Annotated in this window: 18 protein-coding genes; 6 read left to right on the forward strand and 12 right to left on the reverse strand. The window is 59.5% G+C overall.

Features of this window, described 5'->3' with window-relative positions:
• Positions 1 to 29 precede the first annotated feature (29 nt).
• The 3 genes from A15D_RS12005 to egtB all read right to left on the reverse strand — a co-directional run bounded on the left by A15D_RS12005 (position 30) and on the right by egtB (position 2970).
• Positions 30 to 554: an acyl-CoA thioesterase gene (locus tag A15D_RS12005; RefSeq protein ID WP_102792137.1), complete on the reverse strand. Its 525-nt coding sequence runs from the start codon at positions 552 to 554 to the stop codon at positions 30 to 32.
• Between the two features lie 152 nt (positions 555 to 706).
• Positions 707 to 1726, reverse strand: a complete 1020-nt coding sequence (gene egtD, locus A15D_RS12010) for an L-histidine N(alpha)-methyltransferase (protein ID WP_102792138.1) — start codon at positions 1724 to 1726, stop codon at positions 707 to 709.
• Positions 1723 to 2970: an ergothioneine biosynthesis protein EgtB gene (egtB, locus tag A15D_RS12015; protein ID WP_233192219.1), complete on the reverse strand. Its 1248-nt coding sequence runs from the start codon at positions 2968 to 2970 to the stop codon at positions 1723 to 1725. The genes egtD and egtB overlap by 4 nt, the downstream gene beginning before the upstream one ends.
• A 190-nt stretch (positions 2971 to 3160) precedes the next feature.
• Here egtB and A15D_RS12020 point away from each other — a divergent pair, with 190 nt between their 5' ends.
• A complete protein-coding gene (locus A15D_RS12020; protein WP_102792140.1) occupies positions 3161 to 3931 on the forward strand; it encodes a 3-hydroxyacyl-CoA dehydrogenase in 771 nt (256 codons plus the stop codon).
• 108 nt (positions 3932 to 4039) lie between these two features.
• Here the strand turns inward: A15D_RS12020 and ppnN are convergent, their stop codons facing one another.
• Complete coding sequence (gene ppnN, locus A15D_RS12025) at positions 4040 to 5407, reverse strand: nucleotide 5'-monophosphate nucleosidase PpnN (RefSeq protein ID WP_102792141.1); 1368 nt, start codon at positions 5405 to 5407, stop codon at positions 4040 to 4042.
• A 307-nt stretch (positions 5408 to 5714) separates the two neighbouring features.
• On the opposite strand from ppnN, the gene A15D_RS12030 reads away from it, so the two are divergent.
• Positions 5715 to 5930, forward strand: coding sequence for a hypothetical protein (locus tag A15D_RS12030; RefSeq protein ID WP_022986294.1), 216 nt, complete (start codon positions 5715 to 5717; stop codon positions 5928 to 5930).
• A 233-nt stretch (positions 5931 to 6163) separates the two neighbouring features.
• Here the strand turns inward: A15D_RS12030 and dinB are convergent, their stop codons facing one another.
• Entirely contained in the window at positions 6164 to 7267 is a 1104-nt protein-coding gene (dinB, locus tag A15D_RS12035) for a DNA polymerase IV (protein ID WP_102792161.1), read from the reverse strand.
• Between the two features lie 94 nt (positions 7268 to 7361).
• Between dinB and A15D_RS12040 the strand changes: the two genes are divergently transcribed.
• Positions 7362 to 8981: an FAD-dependent monooxygenase gene (locus A15D_RS12040; protein WP_102792142.1), complete on the forward strand. Its 1620-nt coding sequence runs from the start codon at positions 7362 to 7364 to the stop codon at positions 8979 to 8981.
• Positions 8982 to 9238: 257 nt separating this feature from the next.
• Here A15D_RS12040 and A15D_RS12045 read toward each other — a convergent pair whose 3' ends face one another.
• A complete protein-coding gene (locus A15D_RS12045; RefSeq protein WP_102792143.1) occupies positions 9239 to 10048 on the reverse strand; it encodes a putative RNA methyltransferase in 810 nt (269 codons plus the stop codon).
• Positions 10049 to 10254: 206 nt separating this feature from the next.
• Positions 10255 to 12057: a serine protease gene (locus A15D_RS12050; RefSeq protein ID WP_102792144.1), complete on the reverse strand. Its 1803-nt coding sequence runs from the start codon at positions 12055 to 12057 to the stop codon at positions 10255 to 10257.
• 205 nt (positions 12058 to 12262) lie between these two features.
• On the opposite strand from A15D_RS12050, the gene A15D_RS12055 reads away from it, so the two are divergent.
• The gene (locus tag A15D_RS12055) at positions 12263 to 13273 is read left to right on the forward strand and encodes an LLM class flavin-dependent oxidoreductase (protein WP_102792145.1); all 1011 of its coding nucleotides are present in this window, start codon (positions 12263 to 12265) and stop codon (positions 13271 to 13273) included.
• A gap of 124 nt (positions 13274 to 13397) precedes the next feature.
• Here A15D_RS12055 and A15D_RS12060 read toward each other — a convergent pair whose 3' ends face one another.
• The 3 genes from A15D_RS12060 to A15D_RS12070 form a co-directional block, all read right to left on the reverse strand.
• Positions 13398 to 15338: an acyltransferase family protein gene (locus A15D_RS12060; RefSeq protein ID WP_102792146.1), complete on the reverse strand. Its 1941-nt coding sequence runs from the start codon at positions 15336 to 15338 to the stop codon at positions 13398 to 13400.
• 42 nt (positions 15339 to 15380) lie between these two features.
• The gene (locus A15D_RS12065) at positions 15381 to 17039 is read right to left on the reverse strand and encodes a trypsin-like serine protease (RefSeq protein WP_102792147.1); all 1659 of its coding nucleotides are present in this window, start codon (positions 17037 to 17039) and stop codon (positions 15381 to 15383) included.
• Positions 17040 to 17124: 85 nt separating this feature from the next.
• The gene (locus A15D_RS12070) at positions 17125 to 18066 is read right to left on the reverse strand and encodes a GGDEF domain-containing protein (RefSeq protein WP_199175899.1); all 942 of its coding nucleotides are present in this window, start codon (positions 18064 to 18066) and stop codon (positions 17125 to 17127) included.
• 185 nt (positions 18067 to 18251) lie between these two features.
• Here A15D_RS12070 and ppc point away from each other — a divergent pair, with 185 nt between their 5' ends.
• Entirely contained in the window at positions 18252 to 20918 is a 2667-nt protein-coding gene (ppc, locus tag A15D_RS12075) for a phosphoenolpyruvate carboxylase (protein WP_102792163.1), read from the forward strand.
• Between the two features lie 26 nt (positions 20919 to 20944).
• On the opposite strand, the gene A15D_RS12080 is transcribed toward ppc, so the two are convergent.
• A complete protein-coding gene (locus A15D_RS12080) occupies positions 20945 to 21787 on the reverse strand; it encodes a hypothetical protein (RefSeq protein WP_102792148.1) in 843 nt (280 codons plus the stop codon).
• Positions 21787 to 22035, reverse strand: coding sequence for a CDGSH iron-sulfur domain-containing protein (locus tag A15D_RS12085; RefSeq protein ID WP_102792149.1), 249 nt, complete (start codon positions 22033 to 22035; stop codon positions 21787 to 21789). The genes A15D_RS12080 and A15D_RS12085 overlap by 1 nt, the downstream gene beginning before the upstream one ends.
• Before the next feature lie 114 nt (positions 22036 to 22149).
• Between A15D_RS12085 and A15D_RS12090 the strand changes: the two genes are divergently transcribed.
• Positions 22150 to 23001 (forward strand): GNAT family N-acetyltransferase, encoded by an 852-nt coding sequence (locus A15D_RS12090; RefSeq protein WP_102792150.1) that lies wholly within the window; start codon positions 22150 to 22152, stop codon positions 22999 to 23001.
• Positions 23002 to 23011: the final 10 nt, after the last annotated feature.

Here is a 23011-nt window from a genome sequence, read left to right on the forward strand (position 1 = left end):
GCTCACAGCTCACAGCTCACAGCTCACAGCTAGTCCGTCTCGGTGAGCCGCTTCTTGGACTGCAACAAACGCTTCCATTGCTCCACATACTCCGGCAACGCTGGCGATTGCAGGTTCATGCCCGTCATTTCCTGCACGGTTTGCGGGCTGACAGACTTGCCGCCGTAGACATTGGCCACCCGAAGCAGTGCGTGGGTGTGCAATTTGCGCAGGGATTCGAAGCGCTGGTCGTAGTAAACGTACTTGTCATCCCAGCCGAGAATGCGAGTGTGTACCTGAAACTGCTGGTAGGGCCGCAGCTCGCGGATATAGGCAATTTCGGTATTGGCCACCACCGCGTTACAGCGAGCTTCGACCATGCGATTGAGCAAGCCGGTGACGACCGCATGTTCGAGACGGCTGCGGTCCATGAACTTCAGGTACTTGGCATTGTTCAGATGCATGTTCAGATCAATGTCCAGCAGACCCACCCGGAATTCCAGGGTGACTACATCAAATAGCTGGTGTGTGGGCGGCCGCTTACGACGACGGGCCGCGCTGATCAGTTCAAGCATCCAGGTTCCCTCAGCCAGATTGCCCCACGCCATTGTTATGGTTGTATGACGTTTCAGTCGATCAGGGGCGCACAAAAACGCGGTTCAGTATAACGGTACCAGACCGGGTTCACACTACACTCTTGGTCAGGTGCACCGAGTTTTACAGTCTATCAGGTGGCTGCGAGGTGAAGGCTGAATAGCTGATCCGGGTCTGTCCAGCAGCCCAGGGGATGGAATCCCGCGTCGCACAGCTCTTTCGAGAACCCCTCAACGGTAAATTTATAGGAGCTCTCGGTATGGATACGAGTGCCTGCGGGCAGGCAGTACGGGTGCTGTCCCAACTGCAGCTGTTGGTCGGCAAGGCACTCAAGATGCATCTCGATACGGTTCAGTTGGGGATTGTAGAAGGCGAGATGCCGCATTTGCGATATGTCGAAGTGACAGTCCAGTTCTCGGTTCAGGTGGTGTAGCGCATTCAGGTTGAAGGCGGCGGTGAGTCCCTGGCTGTCGTTGTAGGCGGCGTTAAGGCGTTCGGTGTCCTTTTGCAGGTCTGCGCCGATCAGTAGTGCGCCCCCGGGGCCTGCCAAGTGGTGCAGGCCACGCAGGAAGGCCGCCCGTTCAGCGGGGTCAAAGTTACCGATGGTAGAACCGGGAAAAAACACCACCCGCCCCGGTTGCTGCCCGTTTTGCGGCAGCGCCAGCGCCTGGCAGTAATCTGCGCACACTGCGCTGATGTTTACCCCGGGGAACTCTGCAGCCAGTCGCTGGCTGGCTTCCAGCAGGCAGGCGCGGGAAATCTCCAGCGGCATGTACTGCTCTGGAGCCCAGCGCTCCAGCAGCAGCCGGACCTTTTCGCAGCTGCCGGCGCCCGGTTCGGCAATGGTGTGGCATCTCTCAAGATGTTGCCGGATCTCTTCGGCATGGCTGTCGAGAATCGCCGATTCAGTTCGGGTGGGGTAGTACTCCGGGGTGCGGGTAATGGCGTCGAACAGGCGGGAGCCTTCACCATCGTAGAAGAACTTGGGGTGCAGGCTGGGCTGCGCGGCGGTCAACGACAGGGTCACTTCACTGAGCATGTTGGTGACCGGGGGCTGAAGGTCGTAGAAATTGAGGTTGCGGCGTAGCTGGCGATGGGGGCCCAGGGTCGGGTTGGGGGACGTGAACGGGGAAGCGGTAGCGACATGGGTCATAGGGTTTCTGCCAGGCGGATGCCGCTGAACTGCCAGCGGTGGTGAGGGTAAAAGAAATTGCGGTAACTGGTGCGGATATGGTCCCGGCTGGTCGCGCAGGAGCCGCCCCGCAGCACCATCTGGTTGCACATGAATTTGCCGTTGTATTCCCCGACAGCTCCGCTGGCTGGCCGAAAGCCGGGGTAGGGCAGGTAGGCGCTGGCGGTCCACTCCCAGACGTCACCAAACAGATGTGCCAGTGGCGTATCGAGGGTATGGCCGGGCTGATACAGGCCGTTGCCCACAAAGTGGCCGGGTTGCCGGCTCTGGCGTGCGGCGTGTTCCCATTCCTGTTCCGTGGGCAGGCGCATCCCGGCCCAGCGGGCGTAGGCGTCCGCTTCGTAGTAATTGACGTGGGCGAGAATTTGCGCACTTTGCAGGGGCTGGAGACCGGCCAGGGTCCAGTGATGTTGCAGGTCTTCCTGCCAGTAAAGCGGGCGCTGAATGTTCTGTTGCTGAACCCATGTCCAGCCATCGGATAGCCACAGCTCAGGCCGTTGATACCCGCCATCGTTGATAAAAGCGCGGTACTCGCCGTTGCTCACCGGGCGGTTGGCCAGCCGGAACGGGGCAAGCCAGACTGGGTGGCGGGGTGTCTCGTTATCGAACACGAAGCCGTCACCGGCGTTGCGACCCTGTTCCACTTTGCCTCCGGTGAAGTCCTGAAACGTCAGTGCGGGGGCCGGTGTGTCGCAGGGCGGGAATGGTTCTGTAATAGCGGGCGACAGCGGGTTGAAAGACAGGCTGTATTTGATGTCGGTGAGCAGCAGCTCCTGATGCTGCTGTTCGTGGTTCAAGCCCAGCCGGACCAACGAGGCCAGCCCAGGGCTGGCGGCGATCAGTGCCTGCATGGCGTCGTCCACCTGCGCTCGCCAGGCCAGCACTTCGGCATTGTCGGGGCGAGTCAGCAGGTGCCGTTGCGGGCGTGGGTATTGCTCGCCAATGCCGTTGTAGTAGCTGTTGAACAGGTATTCGAAAGCGGGATTGAAGGGCTGGTAGCCGGGTAGGTGCGGCACCAGCAGGAAGGTTTCGAAAAACCAGGCGGTGTGGGCCAGATGCCAGCGTGGCGGGCTCACGTCGGGGCAGGCTTGCAGGCCCATGTCCTCGGCTTGCAGGGGCGCACACAGCTGCTCGCTGAACTGGCGAACACGCACGTAGTCGCGGCCCAGCTCGGACTGATCTTCCTGTCTGACGGTCTTTGGCAAGGTTCTCCCTCCCGTGCCTCGGATTCGTACGCCATTCTCCATTGACGCAATCTCACCTTAATCCACTCACGGATTGAGCGAAAGCAACAATGAGGGCCATGAAGCAGGTGGGTATACTCCGGGCATTGTTTCGGCGTCATTGAGCTCGTGTCTCAGTGGCTCCTCATGGCCCCATACCCAAGGAGAGCATATGAACATTACCGATAAAGTTGCCGTTATCACCGGTGGTGCATCCGGTCTCGGTCACGCTACAGCCCAGGCCATCGTTGCCAAAGGCGGCAAAGTGATGATTCTGGACCTGAACGAAGAGCAGGGTCTGGCCGTTGCTGCCGAGCTGGGCGACAACGCCGCTTTCGTCAAGACTGACGTAACCGACGAAGCCTCCGTACAGGCTGCCATCGCGGCAACCCTGGACAAGTTCGGTGCTGTCCACGTGGCGGTTAACTGTGCCGGTGTTGGCTCTGCCATGAAGACCGTTGGCCGTGAGAACAAGCCTCACGATCTGGGCGTATTCAGCAAGGTGGTTCAGATCAACCTGATCGGCACCTTCAACGTGACCCGTCTGGCTGCTGCCGCCATGGCCGAGAACGAGCCGGGTGAAGACAACGAGCGTGGCCTGGTAGTGAACACCGCTTCCGTTGCGGCCTTCGATGGTCAGGTTGGCCAGGTAGCCTACTCCGCCACCAAGGGCGCGGTTGTCGGCATGACCCTGCCGATCGCCCGTGATCTGGCCCCGCTGGGCATCCGCTGCAACACCATCGCCCCGGGTATCTTCAATACCCCGCTGATGAACGCTGCACCGGACAAGGTCAAGCAGCCCCTGATCGAAATGACTCAGTTCCCCAAGCGTCTGGGTAACCCGGAAGAATACGGTCAGCTGGTTTGCCACATGATCGAGAACAAGTTCCTCAACGGTGAAACCATCCGTATCGATGGCGGTATCCGCATGCAGCCGCGTTAAAGGCAGCGGTGAGCGATCAGCTGCTAGCTGTGAGCTGAAACCCAAAAAGCCCCGGATTTCCGGGGCTTTTTGGGTTTCAGCTCACAGCTCACAGCTCACAGCTGCCTCTCATCCCTCCAACGCATAGCACGGCTCGTAATGGCTGCCCGGCAACTTCATGCGCTGCTGAACGACAAAGGCTTTCAGCAATTCATCAAGGTGAGTCATCAGTTCGCCCGGGGCGTGCAGCTTGTAGGGGCCGTGTTGTTCGATGGCATGGATGCCCTGTTCCTTCACATTGCCTGCCACGATGCCGGAGAAGGCCCGTCGCAGGTTGGCGGCCAGTGTGTGTACCGGCTGGTCGGGGCTCAGGTTCAGGGCGGCCATGGCAGCATGGGTTGGCTCGAACGGGGACTGGAAATCCAGCGGGATAGTCAGCCGCCAGTTGAAGTAAAAGGCATCGTCATTGTCACGGCGGAACAGGGTCAGTTTATCGATGCCATGGCACAGGGTTTTCGCTACCGCTTCGGGGTCATCGATGATGATCTGGTAACGCTGCGCCGCCTGCTCTCCCAGGGTGGTGCGAATAAAGGCGTCCACCTGGCGGAAATAGTCGGCGCTGCTGGCGGGCCCGGTGAAGACTACCGGCAGGGGCATGTCGATATTGTCCGGGTGCAGCAGCACGCCCAGCAGGTAGAGAATTTCCTCTGTGGTGCCGACGCCCCCGGGAAAGACAATGATGCCATGGCCGACACGCAGGAAGGCCTCAAGCCGTTTTTCAATATCTGGCATGATCACCAGTTCATTGACGATGGGGTTGGGGGCTTCCGCGGCGATAATGCCAGGTTCGGAAATCCCCAGATAGCGGCCGCTCTTGAACCGCTGCTTGGCATGGGCCACATGTGCCCCTTTCATTGGGCCCTTCATGGCCCCGGGGCCACAACCAGTGCAGATATCCTTGTAGCGCAGGCCCAGCTGGTAACCCACACTCTTGCTGTAGTCATATTCCTCGCGGGAAATGCTGTGGCCTCCCCAGCACACCACCATATTGGGGGAGGCGCCGGCACGCAGAACCCCCGCATTGCGAAGAATGTGAAACACCGCATTGGTGATCCCGTGGCTGCTATTGAGATCGAAGCCGTCGTTGTTCTGAATCTCGTTGGCCACGTAGACAATGTCGCGCAGCACGGCTGAGAGATGCTCGCGGATACCGCGGATCATGCGGCCATCCACAAAGGCGCCGGCAGGGGCGTTATCCAGTTTCAGGCGTAGCCCGCGATCTTCCTGAATCACCTCGATGTCGAAATTCCGGTAGGTTTCCAGTACCTCGCGACTGTCGTCTGTGGGGGTGCCACAGTTGAGTACCGCCAGGGCGCAGCGGCGCAGCAGTTCATGCAGGCCGCGCCCAGAGGTATCGCGCAGGCGTTCGACTTCGTGCTGGCTGAGCACTTCCAGGCTGCCTTCCGGGGCAACGATAGTCGACAGGGTGTCGGTCATGGGCGGGGTGTCCTCGCAAGTCCTTTCAAAGGGATAGAGTAACGCAAATTGGGGTCAGCGCGGCGTGAGATTGTGTCGGCGAAAGGTATGGGTGACCCCGTGCATTTTTACATTTATCTCCGGAACGCCTGACATGTCGAGAGCGTCTCAATGGACACACCATGACAACGGGCTGGCACGCTGAGTGCATGGCGGTAATGGCAGGACGCAGATGGCACATTGTCATAAATATGACTTGTCCCGTGACTAGTCTTGGCGGGTTTCGAGGTCACAGGCCCCGACCGAACATGTTTAACCGGAGCAAACCATGTTGCTCAAGTATCTCAATGAGCTTGAACAAGCAGTAAAGGCGGTGGCGGATCATCCTGATGCGTCCACCATGGATCGTTGTGCACACTGTGTGGCCACCCTTGATGCCTATCTGGATGCCCAGATGGAGCCCGTCAAACAGCGTGGTCGCGAGTTGATGGACGGTATGATGCCCCCGGAATTGCTGGAGCGGGTCGGACACTCGGTGCACTGAGAACGGCCAGCTTCAAGCGACAAGCTGCAACACGAAGCTGAGGTTTGAGTGTCGAAAATGCCAGAGTTTCGCGCTGTCTGTCGCGGAGGGGGCTCAGAGTTAAAGCGTACATTCGTATCCTCAAAACCTTTAGAGGTTTTGAGGCCCCCTCTATCAGCGCGTAGTGAGAGCCTTTCTGTGACGATGGCCGTACCCCGTGTTGCAGCTTGAAGCTTGCGGCTTGTAGCTTGACCCTAGTTTTTGCCGCGCCGCTGCCGTAGCGCCCTGTCCCATTCTTCGGGAAACAGGTCCGGTTGTTGGGGGGCTTTCAGATCGCGCAGTCTGGCGCCGATGCCTAACAAGCGTGCCGGGCCCTGGCGGCGCTCCCAGAGCTGCTGAAGCAGTGCCTCAAAATGGGCAGGATCCAGATCGGTGCCCGCCTTGTCGCAACTCAGACTGACAAAATCCTGGTATTTCACTTTTGCGGTCAGGCCGCTGATCAGGTAGTTCTGGTCCAGCCGCTCAAAGCGTGCTTTGAGTTTCTCCAGTAACCCATCTAGCTCGCGCAGCCAGTCGTTCAGCGTGGGTTGGTCCTTGTCATACGTGCGCTCGACAGAGACCGATTTACGTCGCCGGCCAGTTTGCACCGGGCGGTTATCCTCCCCCCGGCTCAGGTGGTACAGGCGCTCGCCGAAGCTGCCGAAATGCTGTGCCAGTGTCAGTCGGCTCAATCCTTGCAGGTCTCCACAGGTGTGCAGATTCAGACTGGCCATGCGTTCGGCGGTGACGCGACCTACCCCGGAAATTTTTTTGACCGGTAGCTCGGCTACAAAGCGTTCCACCTGATCCGGCGGGACCACAAACAGCCCGTCGGGTTTGCGCCAGTCGCTGGCCACCTTGGCGAGAAACTTGTTGGGGGCAACCCCGGCGGACACTGTGATGCCGATTTCCTGGCGCACTTCGTGGCGAATGGCGTCGGCAATGCGGGTGGCGCTATTGTCATACTGCTCGCTGGCCGAGACATCCAGGTAAGCCTCGTCCAGAGACAAGGGTTCAATCAGCGACGTGTAGCGTCGGAAGATGTCATGGATTTGTGCAGAGACCTTGCGATATTTATCGAAGTTGGGCGGCACGATCACCAGATCCGGGCAGAGTCGCAAGGCCTGGGATGATGCCATTGCCGAGTGGACGCCGAATTGGCGTGCCGGATAATTGCAGGTAGCAATAACGCCCCGGCGGTGCGGATCCCCCCCCACCGCCACCGGGCGGCCGCGCAGGGAACGATCGTCACGGACTTCTACGGCGGCATAAAAGCAGTCGCAGTCCACATGAATGATCTTGCGCGGCGGGTGACTCATGGTAAAACTCTGGCGGAAGACGCCAGTGGCCTGACGTCGGAAAGCAGCATAAGGAGAGTGTACCATCGCCACCACCATTCACCGTACGCCCCGGGTGTTGATTGTCGGGGCAGGCCCTAGCGGCCTGACGCTGGGGATCAGCCTGCGTCGGCAGGGGATCGACTGTCTGATCATTGATCGTCTGGATACGCCATCGCCGTATTCCAGGGCGTTGGGCCTGCACGCCCGCACCCTGGAAATTTTTTCGGCACTGGATGTGCTGGCACCGATTCGCAAGGCATCCCGGTTACTCAAGGGGGTGTCGGTTTACGGCGACAAGGGCTTCCTGTTCGATCTTGACCTGACCACCCTGAAGGCTCCTTTTCCCTGGGTATTGAGCTGTCCACAGAGTCAGGTGGAAGAGACCTTGATTCAGCGCTACAAGGCGTTGGGTGGGGAGATGCTGCGTGGGGTGGAGTTACTGGATTTCACCCAGGACGGGAGTCGTGTGACTGCGCGCATCCGCCAGGGGGCTCAGGTGAGCACTGTAGAAAGCGCCATACTGGTGGGAGCTGATGGCGTGGGTTCTACCGTGCGCGAGCAACTGGGGATTGGCTATAAAGGGGTGGATTACAAGGAGCATTTCCTGTTGGCAGACGTGCCCTGGAAGGCCCCATGGCGTGAAGACAGTTCCCACGGTTTTCTGCAGGAAGCAGGGCTGTTGATCGCGCTGCCGTTGCCCAATGGCTGGCGTTTGATCATGGCCACGGATGATGAACCCGAGGAGCCCGTGACCCTTGCCCCCTTTGAAGAGCGTCTGGGCTCGATTCTCGGTGAGGTGCCGGCACTGGGTACGGCACACTGGTTGAGCCAGTTCACCGTACAACGTCGTCTGGCCCAGAACTACCGCCGAAACCGTGCTTTCCTGGTCGGTGATGCCGCACATGTGCAGAGCCCGTTGGGGGCGCAGGGCATGAATACGGGTATTGCCGATGCCTTCAATCTGGGATGGAAGCTGGGCTATTACCTGAAGGGCTACGGGGATGGACGACTGTTAGACAGCTATGAACAAGAGCGTCGCCCGGTGGCCGAAAAGATGCTGTACGGCGTGGACATGCTGTCGCGTGCTTCGCTGGTCAAGTTGCCCCTGCTGCGACGCAGCCGTGATTCCCTGCTGAAAATGGCAGGCAGCCGCCCGGGGATTGCCACCCGCTTGCTGCGTACGGCCAGCCAGCTGGATGTGCACTACCGCAACTCACCCATGGTCACCAGTGGCCCTGAAGCGGAGCTGGGCTGGCGCCATCAGGGCCCGTTACCCGGCGACCGTTTGCCAGATGCGGCCATGCGTTCTGTGCGCACTGGGCATCTGCATCAGCTCCATGATCTGCTGAAAAAGCCGGTGCACCATTTGCTGCTGCAACTGAGTGCGAACCCCGAGCACAACGAAAAGCTGGTGCTGTATGCTTTCAGCGACCGGTTGGGCCAGGATTATCGTGAGCGTGCCCACCTGACCGTCATCGCGTCCCGGCATACCCCTGAAGAACAGATTCCCCAGGAAGGTACCACCCGTATCTGGCAGGATCACGAGGGGGAATTTGCGGCAGCCTTTGGCGAGGGGCCACGTTTGTGGCTAATGCGCCCTGACGGGCATCTGGGGTACCGCGCGCCGGTGGGCAATGCGGATCACTTGTTGGGGTATTTGGATGCGGTGCTGCAGAGAGTTAACAGTGAATAGTGAACAGTTAACAGCGGCGCGTTTGCGCGTTATGTGATCTGAAAGAATAGAGGCCGCGCCCAGAATTTGGACGCGGCCTCATGCCTTTAAACACAAAGAAAAAGCCTAATAAAGCTTGACAGGGTATGTCGGTCGGGCAGCCTGTTCACTGTTCACTGTTCACTGTTCACTGTTCACTGTTCACTGTTCACTGTTCACTGTTCACTGTTCACTGTTCACTGTTCACTGTTCACTGTTCACTGTTCACTGTTCACTGTTCACTGTTTTCTGAAACGCTGAATTACAAAATGCGCATTCATGGTGGCGCCTGCCAGTTTGCCAATCTCCGCTTTGGCAGACGGTTGGGCACGCCAGTGGTGAGGGGTCATGGTCAACAGATTATGCAGCTCTTGCTCGCTCTGTGGTTGCCAGTCGAACTGAATAACTTTTTCATCAATGGCACAGAAACGGTCATCAAGGAATTTGCTTGCGTCAAAGCCGGACTGACGAACGTCTTCATACAAGGCTTCGCGTAACGGCATCAGGTGAGACGGCCCGGTGCCGGCGACAATCAGTTCGCCACCGGGGCGGAGTACCCGTGCGATATCATCGGTGAACAGACGGGTGAACAGCACGATCACTCGGGACAGGCTGGCATCAAACAGGGGCAGTCGCGCCCCGCTGGCAACTAGCCAGGTCAGTGTCTTGTCGCGTTTGGCGGCGTTGTCCACGGCAAATTTGGAGATGTCCACGCCGATGCCCTGAGCGCTCCCCAGCTGGCGAGCAAACTGCTCGGTATACCAGCCTTCACCGCACCCCAGATCCAGCCAGTCTCCGTCTGGCTGTGGGGGGAGGTCTTTCAACAGGGCGTCCGCCAGCGGCTGGTAGCGGCCCAGCTCAAGAAACTCCGTGCGTGCCCGCACCATGGCCTTGTCATCTCCCGGTGAACGCGAGCGCCGATGCTGGGCCAGTAGCAGGTTGGTATAGCCGCGCCGGGCACGGTCAAAGCGGTGACCATTAGCGCACAGCCAAGTGTTGTCGCTGAGCAGTAAGGGCTGGTCGCAGCTGGGGCATTTTAGGTCAGGCATGGGTGGTTTCGCTGTGGGCTGACCGGCCAGTGAAACATATTCGCCGTGGTAGAGACAATTTGGTTAAGCGGGTTTCTCTAACAGGTTGATGTATGAATTTCTCATTTGCAGGCGCGGTTCTGGCCCATAGACGCTGCACTCAATACTTGGTCAGGAATACCAGGAAGACATGAAAAAGGGCCAGCATACTGCTGGCCCTTTCGGTTTTACTGTGCTCGATGCCTTATCCATCCCAGGCTGGTGAGCATCATAAGCCAGAGTAGCGGTAAGGACCCCCCTCCGCCGCCACCACCGGAGTTGTTACGGGTAACAGGTACGGTGGGGGTCACGATTTCCGGGCAGGTATCCAGATCTTCACGGCTGAAATCCAGATCTACACTGGTACTGAGGGTAGAGCCGGTGGCCGCGCCGTTATCGTTGCTCAGGTTGAGCGTCACGGTTTCGGTAGTGTCCGCAGTTGCGGTGATACCAATTGTCGTGCTGACGTCACTGGCGGCTGCGACTTGGCCAAGCTGGCAACTGAACTGGCCGCTGGCGGTGTCGATACTGCACAAGGGGGAGGCCTTGCCTGCCAGACTCAGTGCGTCGCTGAAGCTGCCGCTGACGACAGTCCCTTCTGAATGAATCTGGTCGCTCTGGTTCGTGATCGTGGCCTCTACCCGCATCTCGACTTGCTCTGAGTCTGTGCTCAGACATACCGGCTCTGCTGACAGGCTCAGTTGCGGTTGCCCAAAGTACAGGGTCACCGTACCGCTGTTGTTTAGCCTGTGGTAATCGCGATGGTGGTCCAGCGTGACGGCCACACCGAGCACCTCAGAACCACTGTTTCTGGAAAGGCTGTCCAGCGCTGTGAAGCTGAGCGCCTTGCTGCTTTGACCGGCAATCCCGGTGCCGGTGTAGTGACAGCGGGTTCCGGTTGCGTTGCTGGTGCAACTGAAATCCGTTTCTGTCTCAGACAGACTCAATGTAGCTGGGTGGGAGATATCGAGCTGGAAGTCGGTGGCGCTGCGGCTGCCCGGGTTATCAATGGTGACCGCGAACTCCAGTGTCTGAATACCCTGGTAGTGAGCCTCGTCTTCGGCCACAGCCAAGTCTCGCAGTTCGCTATTAGCCTGACTGCTGGTTTGCTCAATCCAGTCCAGAAAATGGGATACGCGGGTGTACACGCCAGGGACAGTATGATCCCCGCAATCGTAACCGAAGCTGGTGATGCCAAGTTGCGGGCTGTCATTGAGGGTGGATTGCGTCAGGAACAGTGGTCCGCCACTGTCGCCCTGACAGGAGTCCTCCCCAAATGTGTCGCTGCTGTCCGGGTTGGGTTCGTTGGCGCACAGCATGGAGGTGTAGATTGGGTCGCTATTGGCATTGGCGTTGTACAGGCTCTGGCAGGCGCCGTTGGGGATATAGTCCAGATCCACTTCCTGGAGTTCGATCGCGTACTGGGGGGTATTGTTGTTGTAACTGACAACCCCCCATCCCAGTGAGCTGACGATCTCATTCCAGCTCGCGCTGGTTGACAAACTGGTGTCGGTACCGGCATTCGCCAGCACGGCGGTGCTGACACCGGCAGCAGTGGGGTTGGCGGCTTCGGCCAAACGAACCAGGGCGATATCGTTACGGTTGGTGTCGCCGTTATACGCCGGGTGCACATGAATGCTGCTGACATCCAGCAAGAGGTTGCTGTCAGTGGCGATATCCAGACTTTGGCTACCGACCAGGATTTCAAGATCGTCAGCCGTTATCGGTATGCCTTCTTCAAAGCAGTGTGCTGCCGTCAGGACCCACTCTTCAGACAGTAGTGTCCCGCCACAGAATTGTCCCTGGAAGACCGGATAGGGTTGACTCTGCGATTCAGCATACTCCTTGGCGTTTTTATTGATCAGTGCCACCAGGGTATGCCACTGACTGTCGGCTTTTTCACCGCCAACGATACGAGGTGACAGTTGCGCAGCCACAGCTGACTGACAGACCAGTCCGGCCATCAATATCGATACCATTCCCTTCATCATGGATTTCCCCCAAGCGTTCAAAGCGCCGAATTGTAAAGATTCTTTTGGCTAATGAATGTAGGAAATAACCTACACTTTATGGTTAATGGTTGGCGATGTGATTTTGCGCGGGTATCCGTTATAGCCTTGGCGTCAATAATGGTGGGAAGGGGTTGAAAAACACGAAGCGAATCCCATTCACTGTTGACTCGATGGGAGGTGTGCCTTGTCTGAAACAATCCCTTTTTCCTTGCTGGAGCTGGCCTCGGTCCGTGAAGGCGATAGCGTTGGCTCGACCCTCAAGAACAGCGTTGCCTATGCCCGCCATGCCGAGTCTCTGGGATTTCGCCGCTTCTGGTTGGCGGAACACCACAATATGGAGGGCATCAGCAGCGCGGCGACCTCGGTGTTGATAGGCCATATTGCCGAGAAAACCGACTCGATCCGGATTGGCTCGGGCGGTGTCATGCTGCCAAACCACCCTCCGCTGGTAATCGCCGAGCAATTCGGGACGCTGGAACACTTGTACCCTGGGCGTATCGATTTGGGATTGGGCCGGGCGCCAGGGACGGACCCCATGACCAGCCGAGCGCTGCGGCGAGAAGGGTTGGGGGCGGAGCAGTTTCCACAGGATGTTGCCGAGCTGCAGCGTTTATTGGGCCCGCTGGATTCGTCCCAGGGAGTGAATGCCATTCCTGGGGCGGGCACCAATGTGCCGATCTGGTTGCTGGGCTCGAGCCTTTTCAGCGCACAGCTGGCAGCGCAGCAAGGGCTGCCCTATGCCTTTGCCGGCCACTTTGCACCGCGCCTGTACCAGGAGGCCTTGAGAATTTACCGCGACCAGTTTCAGCCGTCAGCCCAGTTGGCCGAGCCTTATGCCATGTTGGCGGTACCGGCAGTACCCGCGGATTCGGCTGCTGAAGCACGTTATCTCAGTACCACCAGTTATCAGCGTATTCTCGCCTTGTTCCGTGGCCAGCCGCTGTGGATGAAACCCCCGGTGGCATCAATGGAGGGACTCTGGCACCCGCAGGAAGAAGCGGGTGTGAAAGGTTTTCTGGGGCTGCAGCTGCTGGGCGATGCGCCGGCCATTGAGGAGCAGTTGGCACGGCTACTGGCCACGGTAGAGGTGGATGAGCTGATGGTCACGGTGGATCTTTACGACCCGGCCAAGCGCCGCCATGCGCTGGATATTCTGGCATCACTGCCGCAGTTTCAGGCCAATGGCGGAAGGTAGGGAAGGCGGTGGCGGGTAGCGCAAGCTCCCGCCGTTTTCAGTTTACCGGTCCCCTATTGGGGTGCCCGTGCGGCTTCCTGCCAAACACCAACGCCGTGAGTCGATGCCGCCTTTAGTGTTGTGATTACGGCACGGGTACGGATATTTCGGGTAGCGGATTGTCGAAACGTTTCAGGTATTCCTTGCCAATCTCCATCGCGCCCACGTGGTTCAGGTGGCTTTCGTCACGATAGAGCGGAATGCCGTTGAGGACAGTCTGGCAGCGTTGTTCATCGCACAGCACCTTGCGTGGATTGGTCCAGAGAATGTCTGGATGCCGCTCCCTGGCGCTTTCTTTGAAGCGATAGAAATTCGTCAGGTTTTGCTCGACCTCTTTCGCATCAATCGTGCAGTCATCCATGTTCTTGAGCAGACACTCCGCGTAGGACGAGGAGGGCAGTTCCGGCACGTCTTCCAATACCACCACGGTGTGTCCCTGTGTTTTCAGCCAGTCCAGGGTGTTCAAAAAATGCGCCTGAAAGGCATCATCTCTCAAGTAGGCATTCCACCAGGCGCCCAGGAAGACGGTCATGGGGCGCTGTTGCAGGTATTCGCTTAGTGCCCGGTTGCGGGCAACCTGGGTTGGGTCCGCCGCCTGAACGTCTTTCGCGATGTGGGTTGGCAGGAAAGGGGTAGACGCTCGGGTCACCATCAACAGGGAATAGCCCCTGCCGCGGATCAACTGCTCGACAAAACCGATTTGCGCAATGCCGTGGGAGTCGCCGATCAGCATGCTGTTGGGCTGGCTGTCAGCCGTGGGTGCGCCAAACAGGCAAGCGTTGCCGGTGTTGAACTCCACCGGGTCCCCTTTGAAGCAGCGCTTGTACAGGTCTGCGGGGTTGTTGTTGGCGATGATGGTATAGAGTTCGCGGCGTTCTTCAGGGATCCGGAAACTCAGGTCATCGGCAATGCGGATGGTGGACTGGATCGCCCAGATGGCAATCAGCGGGCCAAGCACAAACACCATGAAGGACTTCTTGAGGCTCCAGGGGCGGTGTCGATAGCGATTCTCGACATAGCGGTAACTCAGCCACGAGACCACGACCACGCCAGCCAAAAGCGCGATGCGATTCCAGGCAGTCAGTTCCACCAACTGGTAATGCATGAGTGCGACTGGCGGCCAGTGCCACAGGTACAGGGAGTAGGAAATGCCTCCGAGAAAGACCATCACCGGCAGGCTCAGCAGTCGCCCGGCCACCGTGCCCGGTTGATGAAGGCCCGCGTAGATCACAAGGGCGGTACCCAGTGTGGGCCACAGGGCATTATAACCGGGGAAGTGATCATGCTTGGTGAGCAACAGGGCGGTGGCAATGATCATGGCCAGTCCCGTCAGGGACAGGCTCTCTGCTGCCGGGCGGGATAAACGGGGTAGCTGGTTGGCAAACAGGGCAACGCCGGTGCCGAGCATGAATTCGAATAGCCGCGCAGGTAGCAGGTAGTAGGCCGCGGCAGGCCAGCGGCCGGCCAGGTAGACCGACAGGGCAAAGGTTAGCACCAGGGTTATCCGGAACGGCCAGTGGCCCGAGCGGCCTTTGCCAAAACGGTAGGCCAGGTAGAGCGTTAATGGCCAGATCAGGTAGAACTGTTCTTCCACCGCCAGTGACCAGGTATGCAGCAGCGATAGTGAACGGGTTTCTGGTGCGAAATACTGCGTCAGCTCGGTGAAATAGTAGAGGTTACTGATGCCGATCAGTGATGACAGCCAGCTCTTGGCAAAAATGTAATAGGCGTCACCGATGTAAAACGGTGAAATCATCAGAAAGGTGACGGTGGAGACCAGCAGAAAGACGGGAACAAGCCGGCGAATACGGCGGGCATAAAAGTCCGCAAAACGGAAGCTGCCCTTGGCAAAGGCCCGTTCCAGCAGCTGGGTAATCACAAACCCGGAGATGACGAAGAAGACATCGACACCGATAAAACCGCCGGTGATACCCGGCACCTCGAAGTGATAGAGGATGACCAGCATGACGGCCAGCGCGCGCAAGCCCTCAATGTCGGCGCGGTAGCCCGGTTTGCTATCAACCATGATGTCCCCGACAGACAGATAAAGCGGGGAGAATATAGAGGCTTAGCAAGTGGGACAAGGCTGGCGCCGGCGCGTCAGCAGCAAACCTGTGATCAGTAGGCTGAGGGACAGGCTACCGCCACCGCCGCTGCTGCCACCAGTGGCGGCGGCCGGCGGATCGGTGAAGTTGACCGTCAAGGTGGTGCTGGTATCTCCGGCCGGGACGTCGGTTTCGTTGATGTGTCCGCTTATGGACAGGCTGCGGGACAGACTGTTGTCGGACTGAAATACCAGCGGCAGGGTTTCCCCCGCACCTGCGGGCAGGTCGCCGAGCGGGCAGCGTACGGGGGTGGTGCCGGTACAACCAAGGCTATCGGCATTGCTGAGGGTAAGGTTGGCCGGCAGGTTGAAACGAATCTCGGCGCCGCTGGCCCCATTGAAGGGCGATGCGTTGCCAAGGGTAACGGCAATGCCGGCCTGGGAGGCACTGCTCTGGGTCTGGCTGGCCTGGAGTGTGATATCCGGGTTGCTGGAGAACACTATTGTCTGTAGCAGGCGATTGTTATGGCGCCGAAACTCTTCTTCGTCCGCAGTGCCTTGCACGGTGACGGTGACCACCTGATCCGGACCGTTATTGCCAGAGATCGTCAGTGGTTCAACCCGGCTGCCGTCCAGAGAGCTGACAGGGGTACAGCTGTCACCAATTAAGGGGGCGCTACAGCTTTGCCACTGGCTTGAGGCAGTAGTGGCCCCGGACAGAGAGGTGCTGAGGGTCGGGTTGCTGACGCTGTTCTGGCCACTTGCCAGCCTGATCTGCAACGTCTGGCTGCCAGCAGGCAGGGCATACAGCCGGCCTGGCGGGCTGTTGTCCCAGGACAGTGCCAGGTCGACCAGTGGCAAGCCCGCGGAGGCTGTCAGGGATTCGATCTGCCCGGTCTCGGCGGCCAGGTGGGTGTAGCCGGCCGGGGAGCCGGTGGCGCAGGTCTCTTCACCAAAGCTGGTGAGTCCCACCAGCGTGGGCGAACGGTCTCGCCCGAGGAACAAGGGGCCGCCGCTGTCCCCAAAGCAACTGTCCTGTTTCACTCCATTGATCGGGTTCAGCTCGGCAGCACAGACCACAAAATCAGAAATGGACAAGGGACTGAGGTTGCGGCACGCCTGACGGGGCAGGTAATCAAGCTGCACCTCTTGCAGTGTTGGGCTGAGGCCGTTGCCGGTTTCACCCCAGCCCAGGGCAGTGACCGCTTCGTCCCGTTGACTGAAGGAGGCGGTTTCCAGGCTGGCGGAGGCGCCAGGGGTAATGATGCTGGGCCACTGGGAATTGTTGGTGTCTGGAATCCGGATCAGGGCCAGGTCGTGTTCCAGGTTCTGGTACTGGGGATGCACCAGCAGTTGCTCGGCCTGAATACCGCTCTCTGGTACGTTGTTGCGCACGGTATTCCCGATAAACACATAAACGTTGTTTGCCGCTGCAGGGGCGCCATTGCTGTACTCCATGCAATGCGCGGCAGTCAGCACCCAGCGAGAGCTGATCTGGCTGCCACCACATAGCAGGTAGCCGCTACTGAGGGTGGGATCCTTGATGGCGACTTGCGTCATCCAGGGCCAGCGGGTGGCAGGGGCATCGGAGCCTCCCACAATGCGGGGGCTGGCCGTTTGGGCGCTGCTGGCGGGAAACGGCACGAGCAGTACGCCAAGCAATAACAAACGCAAGTACAACATCAGCGAACCTGGTGATTTTTTTCCAGTTTAACCGGTTCGCCGCGAGGGCACTGTGAAGCTGTGTATCCGTTTGTCGGTCAGCCGATCAGTGCATCGGCGCTGCATGGGCCAGCCAGTGATCGTCATCTTCACGGGTGCGGGCCATGGTGTTCTGCAGGTGGCCAAGGGCCTGTTCCAGTGCCGCATCGCCATCGGTCAGGGTCATTACGGCGGCCCGCAGGCCGGGGTGGCGGTCGCGCAGGTCGTTGAGCAGTTGTTCGGCGGCGGCCGTGGCAGTGCAGGGCAGTAGTAAGGCCAGATGGGTGTCATCGTAGCGGGCCGCCACATCGCTGCGGCGAATGCGCTGGGCTACCCGGTCAGCAAGTAACGGCAGATCGTGGTGTTCTACCAGCGCCAACGTCAGGGGCGATGAAATTCGGTCGTGCAGGGGCACCAGCCAGCCAGCGGTGCTGACCAGCGCTTCGCGGCTGATAAAGTCCGTATCCGGGTCTCGCCAGGTGGCTTCCAGGGCCGCGCGGGCGAGCACCTGATTGCGCCAGATCATCAAGCCGAAATACAGCATGCAGGCGGTGAGTGCTGCGACCAGAAACAGGCTGGCGGAGCTGTCAGCCACAGGGGCATAACTCAATCGAATTGGCAGCACGATGGCCAGCACCACTTCGGCGCCCAGCAGCATGATGAGAAACCGTTTCAGGCCATGCAGCATGCCGTTACTGAGTACCGCGACGAACAGCAAGGCCATGGTGGGCGGTGGATTGCCGGCGTCAAACAGCATCACGATTCCGAGTGTGACAAGGTCCAGTGCAGACGAAAACGCATCGGCATTGGCGGGACGCCAGAACAGCAGAATCAACTGGATGCCTACGTAGGCAATAAACAGCAACCAGGGCGTAGCCTTGGGTGCGCTGAAAAAGAATTGCTCGGTGTTGTGAAAATAAATCACGGCCAGGGTGGCAAACAGTCCACGGGCCAGATATTGCATCAGCAATACGCCCTGGTCAGAAGTAAAGCGGCTGTTTGTACTCATTATGGGGGTCCCTGTGTCTGAGGCGCCTATGTTGCGATAGCCGGGCGCCGGAATAAAGATGCCCACACGGGTAATCTTGTTAAAACTGGTATATTCATTTTATTGATCGTCATTGCCTGGGATTCGGAGAGCCAGATAACGTTGTGTGCGGTAAACACCGCTGCAGGAATAGTATGGGAGGCCATGTGGACCACAGTGTGAATGCACCATTACGGGACAATGTTCGTTTGCTGGGCGACCTGCTGGGTGAGTGCCTGCGACAGCAGGCGGGCGATGGCCTGTTCGACACCATTGAGCAGATCCGCCAGGCCTCTGTGGCCACGCGCAGCGAGAGTGGCGCACCGTTGACGTCCCTTCGGGACCTGCTCTCGCCACTGGACGATGACACCCTGCTGGAAGTGGCCCGAGCGTTTAGCCAGTTCCTCAATCTCAGCAACATTGCCGAGCAACACCACCGTGAACGACTGCATCGTCAGCACCAGCGCTACCCGGGTGATCCGGGAGGTGACCAGGGGCTGCGTGATGTGCTGGAGCGTCTGACCCAGCAGCAGATCCCGGCCGAGACCCTTACCGATACCCTGCGAAGCTTGTCTGTGGAGCTGGTGCTCACGGCACACCCCACTGAAGTGACCCGTCGCACCCTGATCCGTAAATACGATCAAATCGCGGACCTGTTGGGCGAGCTGGACCGGGCGGATCTCAATGATGAAGAGCGCGCGACCCTGCGTGCACGCCTGCGCCGGGTGATTCTGGCGGCCTGGACTACGGATGAGATTCGCCGCGAAAAGCCGACCCCCGTGGATGAAGCCAAATGGGGCTTCGCCACCATTGAACAGTCTCTGTGGCAGGCGGTGCCAGACATGGTCCGCCAGCTTGAGCGTCAACTGATGGAGCAAGGGCTGCCGCAACCGCCGGCAGACTGGGCGCCGGTGAAGCTGGCGTCGTGGATGGGAGGCGATCGCGACGGCAACCCCAATGTGACTGCGACGGTGACCCGTGAGGTCTTGCTGCTGGCCCGCTGGATGGCGGCTGATCTCTACTTGCGGGATATCGAAGAGCTGCTGGCGGATCTGTCCATGGAGATGGCCAGTGATGAGTTGCTGTCGGTGACGGGCCCGAGTCATGAGCCCTACCGTGTGTTGCTGCGCGACGTGCGTAGTCGCCTGAAGCTGACTCGTCGCCAGCTCGAGGCCCGCATTGAAAATCAGCCAGTAGCGGATGGCGATGGCTACACTCATCGTGAGCAGCTGCTGTCTCCGTTGCTGCTGATAGACCGTTCGCTGCGGGAAACCGGGCTGGCCGATATTGCCGATGGCGATCTGAAAAATACCCTGCGGCGCCTGAACTGTTTCGGCATTACCCTGCTGCGGCTGGATATCCGCCAGGAATCGACCCGCCACCGGGATGCGTTGGATGCGATTACCCGTTATCTGGAGTTGGGCCGTTACGGCGAATGGGACGAGTCTCGTCGGCAGGCCTTTCTGGTCGAGGAGTTGCAGGCGCGCCGGCCGTTGGTGGATGCCGCGTTCCGCAATGCGGATGAGTGTACCCCGGAAGTGCGGGAAGTCCTCGATACCTGCCAGGTGATTGCCGAGCAGGGCAGTGAAGGGCTCGGTGCCTATGTGATTTCCATGGCCACCACGCCTTCGGATGTGCTGGCGGTCATGCTGTTGCAGAAGATCGCAGGCGTGCGTGAGCCCATGCGAGTGGTGCCGCTGTTCGAGACGCTGGATGATCTGGAAGGCGCGGAGGCTTCCATGCGCGCGCTGCTGGCCATGCCGTTCTACCGGGAGCGTGTGGCCAGTGGGCAGGAGGTCATGATCGGGTATTCCGATTCGGCCAAGGATGCCGGCTTTCTCGGCGCGGCCTGGGCACAGTACCGGGCCCAGGAAGCCCTGACTGCCTTGTTCGCCGAGCACCAGATTCCGCTCACCCTGTTCCATGGCCGCGGGGGCTCTATCTCTCGCGGTGGTTCCCCCACTCGCATGGCGTTGTTGTCCCAGCCGCCGGGATCGGTGGCTGGCCGTATCCGGGTGACGGAGCAGGGGGAAGTGATTCGCTTCAAGTACGGTCGCCCGGCGGTGGCGGTGTTCAATCTGTCCCAGTATGTGGCGGCCACCCTGGAGGCAACATTGTTGCCGCCCCGCGCGCCCAAACCGCAATGGCGTGAACAGATGCAGATTCTTACCGACGTGTCGGTGACGGGGTATCGCTCAGTGGTCAAAGAGGAACCGGAGCTGGTGCGATACCTGCGTACCGTCACCCCCGAAACCGAGCTGTCACGGCTGGCGTTGGGCAGCCGTCCGGCGCGCCGCAAGAAAGATGCGGGGATTGGCTCCTTGCGTGCCATTCCCTGGGTCTTTGCCTGGACCCAGATTCGGCTGATGCTGCCTGCCTGGCTGGGCACCGGTGCGGCACTGGAAGCAGCCCATGTGGATCCCGGGCAAAGTGCCCTGGTGCGGGAGATGGCAGAGCACTGGCCGTTTTTCCAGGGCGTGGTGGATATGCTGGAGATGGTGCTCGCCAAGGCCGACCTGAACGTGGCGGCCTGGTATGAGCAGCGTCTGGCTGGTGGAGATGCCGGGCTGGAGGCGCTGGGGCAATCCCTGCGGGAAAGACTGACCGGCGCGGTCGGGGCGCTGAGCGCCCTGACCGGGCGAGAAGATCTGCTGGATAATAATCCGGTGATGCGTTGGTCTATCCGGGTTCGTGATCCCTACACCGACCCGCTGCATTTGCTACAGGCCGAACTCATGGCCCGTTTGCGTGAGCAGGACGGCGATGAAACCCTCGAAAGTGCCTTGATGGTGACCATCGCCGGTATTGCTGCCGGGTTGCGTAACACCGGGTAGCGGGTTGGGATCCTGCCCTGTGTCTGCTACTCACAGGCGTTCAGGGGGGAGGCTTCAAGCATCAGGCCGGCCTGCTGGTAGGCCTGCTGCACGCGGCCTTCCCTTTTGAGAATCGACAGCCCGCGATCCAGTGCTTGTTGCAATAGCACTGCTTCGGGCCACTGTCGCGAGATAGCAAAGTGGCGGCTCCCGGGCAGACACAGCATGCCGCCTGGCAGGGGGGCGAGCATCACGGCATCTACCGTCAAATGCTGGCGGCCGTGCTGTAGTGGTGGCGCTAACAACAGATCTGCTCGACCGTGGTTGACCCAACGGACCATGGTCATCCAGTGATTCGCATCCAGCAATTCGGCATGGGGTAATGTCTGCAGCAGCTGCCAGTCGGTGTCCCATTGGCTGGAACTGACGATCCGATACTGTGCCAGCTGCTGGAGCTGGGTGAGTGGTGTGTTGCCGGCCACTGTCTCGCGACCATACAGCTGTGCCAGATTGCTGCCGACGGGGAGCACGGCGTCGCTGGCCGCGAGTCCCGGTGTCGCTTCGATATCCTTCAGCCAGAGGCTGGTGGCTGCCGCGGGGAGCTTGCCACGAGAGAGCTCAAGCAGGGTCCGCTGGTAACTGTTGATGATTTCCCATTGCGGGTCGTGGGCATAACCGGCGGCGATCAGGGCCTGTTGAAACAGCGCCACATCTACCACATCGCGACGTAGACAGGGACCGTGGTAATCCGTGATGTTGGCAAGCGTGCGCTTACCCAGCCAGCATTCATAATCCCGGTAGACATCCGCCGGTACCGCAAGGGGCAGGGGTACCGGGTCTGCCGCCAGAGAGGCGCTCAGTACCAGCAGGAGAAACCACCCGAGGCGCATCAGGACCGCTCCAGCCGGGCATGGCTGCCATCACAGATTTCTCCGCGCTTGCTGTGCTTGCAACCGCAGAAGAATACGATCTGGTCGCGGCGGGCAGTGAAGGTCACCGGGACAAAGTCGGTGCCTCGGTGGCTGCCATCACACCAGGGCTGGTTCTGGCTCAACCCGCAGGCACACCACTGCACGGTTTCCCCTTTTTTCACTTCCAGGGGAAAGGGGAACCGCGCCGCAATCACCGCTTTTTTCATCCTTTAATCCCTCATCATCCCTGCCTTTTGCGTTGTCTCCGAAATGTCACGCTAATGTCACTGCGTTGCCACCGGGGTTGGCAACACTGGCCGAAACTGCCAGTGGAGTACGCCATGCTTGCGCAAGCCGCAGGAAAGATCAAAGCACTGAGCCCCCAACTCAAGGGAGCCCTGGTCAAACCGTTTGCCGCCACGGCGGATATTCTGCGTTTTCCCCGTGAGTTGAATGAGGCGGAAAATCAGACTCGCTTTGTGGCCTACTTTACGCGCTCGCGCCGTGAGATTCTGAGAGTGCAGCGCATGCGCTACCGTATTTTTTCTCAGGAGTATGGGGCCAGTTTCAGTGCGCCGTTTGGTCTGGACCGGGACCGCTATGACAAGCACTGCCTGCATCTGGTGGTAAAAGATACCCGCAATGGCGAGATCGTTGGCTACACCCGGGTGCTGCCGGGGGACCGCCTGAACCGGACGGGCGGTTTTTACTCCAGCGGCGAGTTCGATCTGTCCATGCTGCGGCATCTGGATGGGCGCCTGGCCGAGATTGGCCGCACCTGCATTCACCCTGAGCATCGCAGCGGTGCCGTGATCACCGTGCTGTGGGCCCGGCTGGCCCAGTACATGATCGAGAATGATGTCCGTTACCTGCTGGGCTGTGCCAGTATCGCGCTGAGCGAAGGGTACAACGTGGCCGGGGTACAGCAGCGGATTAACGAGAAGCACCTGAGCGCCAGCCGGCACCGTGTGATTCCCCATTTGCGGTTGCACAAATTGCCCGGTGACAGCACGGAAGCCAATGCCAAAATGCCGCCGCTACTCAAAGCCTATGTGCGCATGGGCGCGCAGATTTGTGGTGAGCCCTGCTGGGACCCGGATTTCAATTGTCTGGATTTCTTCGTGCTGATGGATGTGAACGATCTGCCCGCCCGTTACGTTCAGCATTTCATGCAGCCTGCCCAGGCCGTATAACGTGGCTAAC

The sequence above is a fragment of the Alcanivorax sp. MD8A genome (assembly GCF_002888555.1).
Lineage (GTDB): Bacteria > Pseudomonadota > Gammaproteobacteria > Pseudomonadales > Alcanivoracaceae > Alcanivorax.